Source organism: uncultured Acidovorax sp., from assembly GCF_964021665.1.
Taxonomy (GTDB): domain Bacteria; phylum Pseudomonadota; class Gammaproteobacteria; order Burkholderiales; family Burkholderiaceae_C; genus Acidovorax; species Acidovorax temperans.
In genome coordinates this window covers 1-5031 of the sequence record NZ_CAXIAK010000143.1, presented here as the reverse complement: position 1 = coordinate 5031, position 5031 = coordinate 1, and the positions used below count along the sequence as shown (strand labels likewise).

General features: G+C 64.3%; 3 protein-coding genes. 1 reads left to right on the top strand and 2 read right to left on the bottom strand.

The genetic code is table 11. The features are described 5' to 3' along the window. Positions 1-1954, bottom strand: a 1954-nt coding sequence (gene rpoD, locus AADJ04_RS17590) for an RNA polymerase sigma factor RpoD (RefSeq protein ID WP_341240409.1), incomplete at its 3' end; no start/stop codon positions are given. A gap of 402 nt (positions 1955-2356) precedes the next feature. After that, positions 2357-4384, bottom strand: a complete 2028-nt coding sequence (gene dnaG / locus AADJ04_RS17585; protein WP_341240408.1) for a DNA primase — start codon at positions 4382-4384, stop codon at positions 2357-2359. 157 nt (positions 4385-4541) lie between these two features. On the opposite strand from dnaG, the gene AADJ04_RS17580 reads away from it, so the two are divergent. Continuing rightward, the coding region (locus AADJ04_RS17580; RefSeq protein WP_341240407.1) for an AMP-binding protein at positions 4542-5031 on the top strand (490 nt) is incomplete at its 3' end.

Here is a 5031-nt window from a genome sequence, read left to right as displayed (position 1 = left end):
CGTGCAGCATCTGGCGGCTGGTGCGGACGATCTTGTTGATCGTCTCGATCATGTGCACCGGGATACGGATGGTGCGCGCCTGATCGGCGATCGAGCGGGTGATGGCCTGGCGAATCCACCAGGTGGCGTATGTCGAAAACTTGTAGCCGCGGCGGTATTCGAACTTGTCCACCGCCTTCATCAGGCCGATGTTGCCTTCCTGGATCAAGTCGAGGAACTGCAGACCACGGTTGGTGTACTTCTTGGCAATCGAGATCACGAGGCGCAGGTTGGCCTCGATCATTTCCTTCTTGGCATCGCGGGAGGTGGCTTCACCTTCGTTCATGCGCTTGTTGATGCCCTTGAGCTCGGTCAGCGGCACCACCACGCGCGACTGCAGGTCGATCAGCTTTTGCTGCAGGTCCTGGATGGGCGGAATGTTGCGGCCCATCACGGCAGACCAGGGCTTGCCAGCGGCGGCTTGCTTCTCGACCCACTGCAGGTTCAGCAGGTTGGGCGGGAATTCCTTGATGAACGTCTCTTGGGGCATGCCGCACTTGTCCACGATGATGCGGCGCAGCTCACGCTCCTTCTTGCGCACATCGTCCACCTGGCCGCGCACCATGTCGCACAGCTTCTCGATGGTCTTGGCGGTGAAGCGGATGGTCATCAGCTCTTCCGACAGGGCGGCCTGGGCCTTCATGTAGGCCGGGGTGCCGTAGCCTTCCTTGTCGTAGGCCTTGTGCACCTTCTCGAACAGTTCGCGGATGCGGTCGAAGCGGCGCAGCGCTTCGTTCTTGAGTTCTTCCAGCTTCTTGGTCAGTGCCTTGCTGCCGCCTTTGCCGTCGTCATCGTCGGCTTCGTCGAATTCGTCGAAGTCTTCTTCGGCCACATAGTCATCAGCCTCGTTGGGGTTGGAGAACCCGTCCACGATGGTCGAGATGACGACCTTGCCTTCGCGGATCTCTTCGCCCATGTTCAGGATTTCGGCGATGGTGGCGGGCGATGCGCTGATCGCTTCCATCATGGCCATCAGACCGCCTTCGATGCGCTTGGCGATTTCGATTTCGCCTTCGCGGGTCAGCAATTCCACCGTGCCCATTTCGCGCATGTACATACGCACGGGGTCGGTGGTGCGGCCGAATTCCGAGTCCACGGTCGAGAGCGCGGCTTCGGCCGCTTCTTCGGCCTCTTCTTCGGTGGCGCCAGCGGGGGCGTTGTCCGTGATGATCAGCGCTTCGGCGTCAGGGGTTTGCTCGTACACCGCCACGCCCAGATCGTTCAGGGTGGTGATAACGGCTTCGAGCGTTTCGGCATCGACCAGCTTGTCGGGCAGGTGGTCGTTGATTTCAACGTGCGTGAGGTAGCCGCGGGTCTTGCCCAGCTTGATCAGCGTCTTCAGGCGCGAGCGGCGCTTTTGCAGGTCTTCTTCGGACAGGACGGTTTCGTCCAGGCCGAATTCCTTCATCAAGGCGCGTTCCTTGGCCTTGCTGATCTTCATGCGCAGCGGCTTGACCTTTTCGACCGTGGCTGCTGCTTCGGTGGACTCTTCGACTTCGCCTTCCAGATCGGCTTCGATGTCGGACAGGTCGGCGTCGTCGCCCACGTCATCGCTGGCGGCTGCGGCCTTCGGCTTGCGGCCACGCTTGGCGGGGGCCTTGGCTTCGCCACCAGCGGCTGCTGCCTTGGCAGGGCGGCCGGGCTTCTTCTTGGGGACTTCTTCGTCGTCAGTGGCCGCGGCGGCTGCCTTGGCGCGCGCAGGCTTTTTCTTCAGCAATTCATCAGCAGCTTTGATCAGCTCGGCAGTACTTTTCACAGGCACGTTTTTCACTTTCTTGGCGTCCGCAGCCTCGGCAACAGCAGCGGCCTTTTTGGGCGCGGCTTTGGCCGGTGCTTTGGCAGCGGTTTTGGAGACAGCCTTGGCAGCGGTGTCTGGAGCAGTCTTGGGCGGCTTCGCGGACTTTTGAGCGGGCATGAAAAACCTCAGATTCAAAAACTGACACAAAGAAAACGCTATCGAACGCCACAGATCCCGGCGCGGGTGGCAACGCCAAAGCAGTACGGCTTGGCGTTTTGAGGGGAGACCCTCTGGGGCAAGATGTCTGGGCGATCATTTGGTGTGCAGTCCTTGCGATAAGTGGGCCTATCCGCGCTGAGGTGCGCGCGTGTCAGGGGGCCCGGCTCGGAGGTGCTGCTGTCGCTCTTGCCGATGAACCTTACATTATACCAAGAGGGGTGAATTTCAAGGGCTTTTGCGCCCGTATTGGCGCGGATGCGGCCGTTATGTGGCTTTTTGGTCTTGCACGCAGGGCTTGGGGTGCCCCCGTATCGGTTCTGATCAGTCCCGGCCAGGGCCGTGCGCAGGCGCTTGGCGGGCTTATTTGGGCGCGGGCGGCGCCACCACCGCTTTCAGCGCGCGCGAACGCGCATCCAGCTCGCGCCAGCGGTTGAGGTCGCCGCTGGCCAGGGCGTATTGCAGCTGTTCCTTGAGCTGCTCGATCTGGATGCGGGCCAGCAGGTCGGTCAGTTCGGACCGCAGCTCGGCTTCGTCGCCTTCGGTTTGCGCATGGGCGCCAGTCATCACCTTCACGGCCACGGCTTCGCATTCGTGCCCGCGCAGGCTTTCACGCAGCACGGCCCAGGGCTGGGGGCCATGCTCGTGGAACTGCGCCTCCAGCCACGCAAACAAAGGGCCGTGCGGCGCAGGCTGGGCGCACAGGGCGGTGTGGTCTTCTTGCGCCAGATGCTCCAAAAAGCCCATGTGCGACAGCAGCAGCCGTGCGGCATGGTCCACCCTGCTGGCCATGGGGGTGGCGGGCAGGCGGGGCTGGGGCGGCCAGGGGCTGTCGTCGCGCTTTTTCCATGGGCCCTTGCCTTTCCAGTCGCCTTTGCCCTTCCAGTCTCCGCTCTTGCGGTAGGGCGCGCTGGTAGAGGGGTAGGCACTGCCGTAGTTTGCGTCGTAGCCGGCATCGGGGCCGCCTTGCCAGGGTGGGGCGCCGTCTGTGCCAGCGCCCCACGGGGAATCGTCGGTGGGGTGGGGCTGTGCATGGGCAGCGTGCGCTGCGCCCGCGCCAGCAGGGGCGCGGCGGTGCGTGTCGTGGGCCGATGCCTGGCTCCACAAGGCCGCCAGGTCGTTGGCGGGCAGTTGCGTGAGCTGGGCCAGCTCGCCCAGCAGCTGGCGGCGCAGCACGCCGTCAGGCAGTGCAGACCACAGCGGGCGGGCGTTGCTGGCCATGTGGGCGCGGCCCTCGGCGGTGGCCAGGTCGCAGCCGTCGCTGGCGGTTTCGATCAGGAAGCGGCTCAGCGGCATGGCCTCGGCAATGCAGCGGGCGAAGGCGTCGGCGCCGTGCTCGCGCACATAGCTGTCGGGGTCGTGCTCGGCGGGCAAAAACAAGAATTTGATGCTGCGCGTATCCGTGGCGTGGGGCAGGGCGCCATCGAGCGCCTTGCGCGCGGCGCGGCGCCCGGCAGCATCGCCGTCAAAGCTGAACACCACGGCATCGGTAAAACGCAGCAGCTTTTGCACATGCTCGGGTGTGCAGGCAGTGCCCAGCGTGGCCACGGCGTTGGGAAAGCCCAGTTGGGCCAGGGCCACCACGTCCATGTAGCCCTCGGTCACCAGCGCATAGCCCGCCTCGCGGATGGGGGTGCGGGCCTCGAACAGGCCATACAGCTCGCGGCCCTTGTGGAAGACCGGGGTTTCAGGTGAATTGAGGTACTTGGGTTTCTCGTCGCCCAGTACGCGGCCGCCAAAACCGATGCATTCGCCCTTGACGTTGCGGATCGGGAACATCACCCGGTCGCGGAAGCGGTCGTAGCGCTTGCCGCCGTCTTCCTCGTTGACGATGACCAGGCCGCTTTCTTCCAGCAACGGGTCGTCGTACGCCGGGAACACGCTGGCCAGGCTGCGCCAGCCCTCAGGGGCGTAGCCCAGGCCATAGCGCTTGGCCACATGGCCTGACACTCCCCGTGCCTTGAAGTAGCCAATGGCGCGCTGCGATTCGCGCAGGTGGCGGCGGTAGGCGTCGGCGGCTTTTTCCAGCACATCGGTCAGCGTGGCCTGCTTTTGGCGGGCGGCGGCGGCACGTTCGCGGTCCTGGGGTGAGATGTCGTCATCAGGCACCTGCAGGCCCACGCTCTGGGCCAAATCCTGAACCGCTTCGATGAAACCCATGCCCGCGTGGTCCATCAGAAAGCTGATGGCGTTGCCGTTCTTGCCGCAGCCAAAGCAGTGGTAGAACTGCTTGGAGGGGCTCACGCTGAACGAGGGCGACTTTTCCCCGTGAAAGGGGCACAGCCCCATGAAGTTGGCGCCCCCTTTTTTGAGCTGCACATAGCGGCCCACGATATCGACCACGTCGACGCGCGAGAGCAACTCCTGGATGAACGACTGGGGGATAGACACGCGCGTATTTTCCCCCATGGCTGGCCGTGGCAGAGCGGTTACAAACCAAAGACCCGGCCGCCGCTGCCCAGTGCATCGACGCGGGGGTTTTCAGCGCCCTGTCAGCCGGGGGCGCTCTAATGGCCGATTCCCTGTTTTCAGCCCGAGGATGGATGTGATGACTTCGAAGTACGACCAGCACCTGCCACGCAACCCCGCCAACTTTGCCCCGCAGTCGCCCCTGGGCTTCATCCAGCGCACGGCCGAGGTGTACCCCGAGCGCCTGGCCATCGTGCATGGCAGCCTGCGGCAGACCTGGAGCCAGACCTACACCCGCTGCCGTCAACTGGCCAGTGCCCTGCAGCGCGCCGGCATCCGCAAGAACGACACCGTGGCCGTCATGCTGCCCAACACACCGCCCATGGTCGAGGCCCACTTTGGCGTGCCCATGGCCGGCGCGGTGCTCAATGCCCTGAACACCCGGCTGGACCCTGAAACCATCGCCTTCATGTTGGACCACGGCGAAGCCAAGGCCGTGATCGTGGACCCCGAGTTCAGCGGCACCATGGCCAAGGCGCTGGCCTTGCGCCAGGCCACCACGCCGCTGCTCATCGTGGAGGTGCAAGACGAGCTGTACGGCGCGCCTGCGCAGTCGCTCCATGGCACAG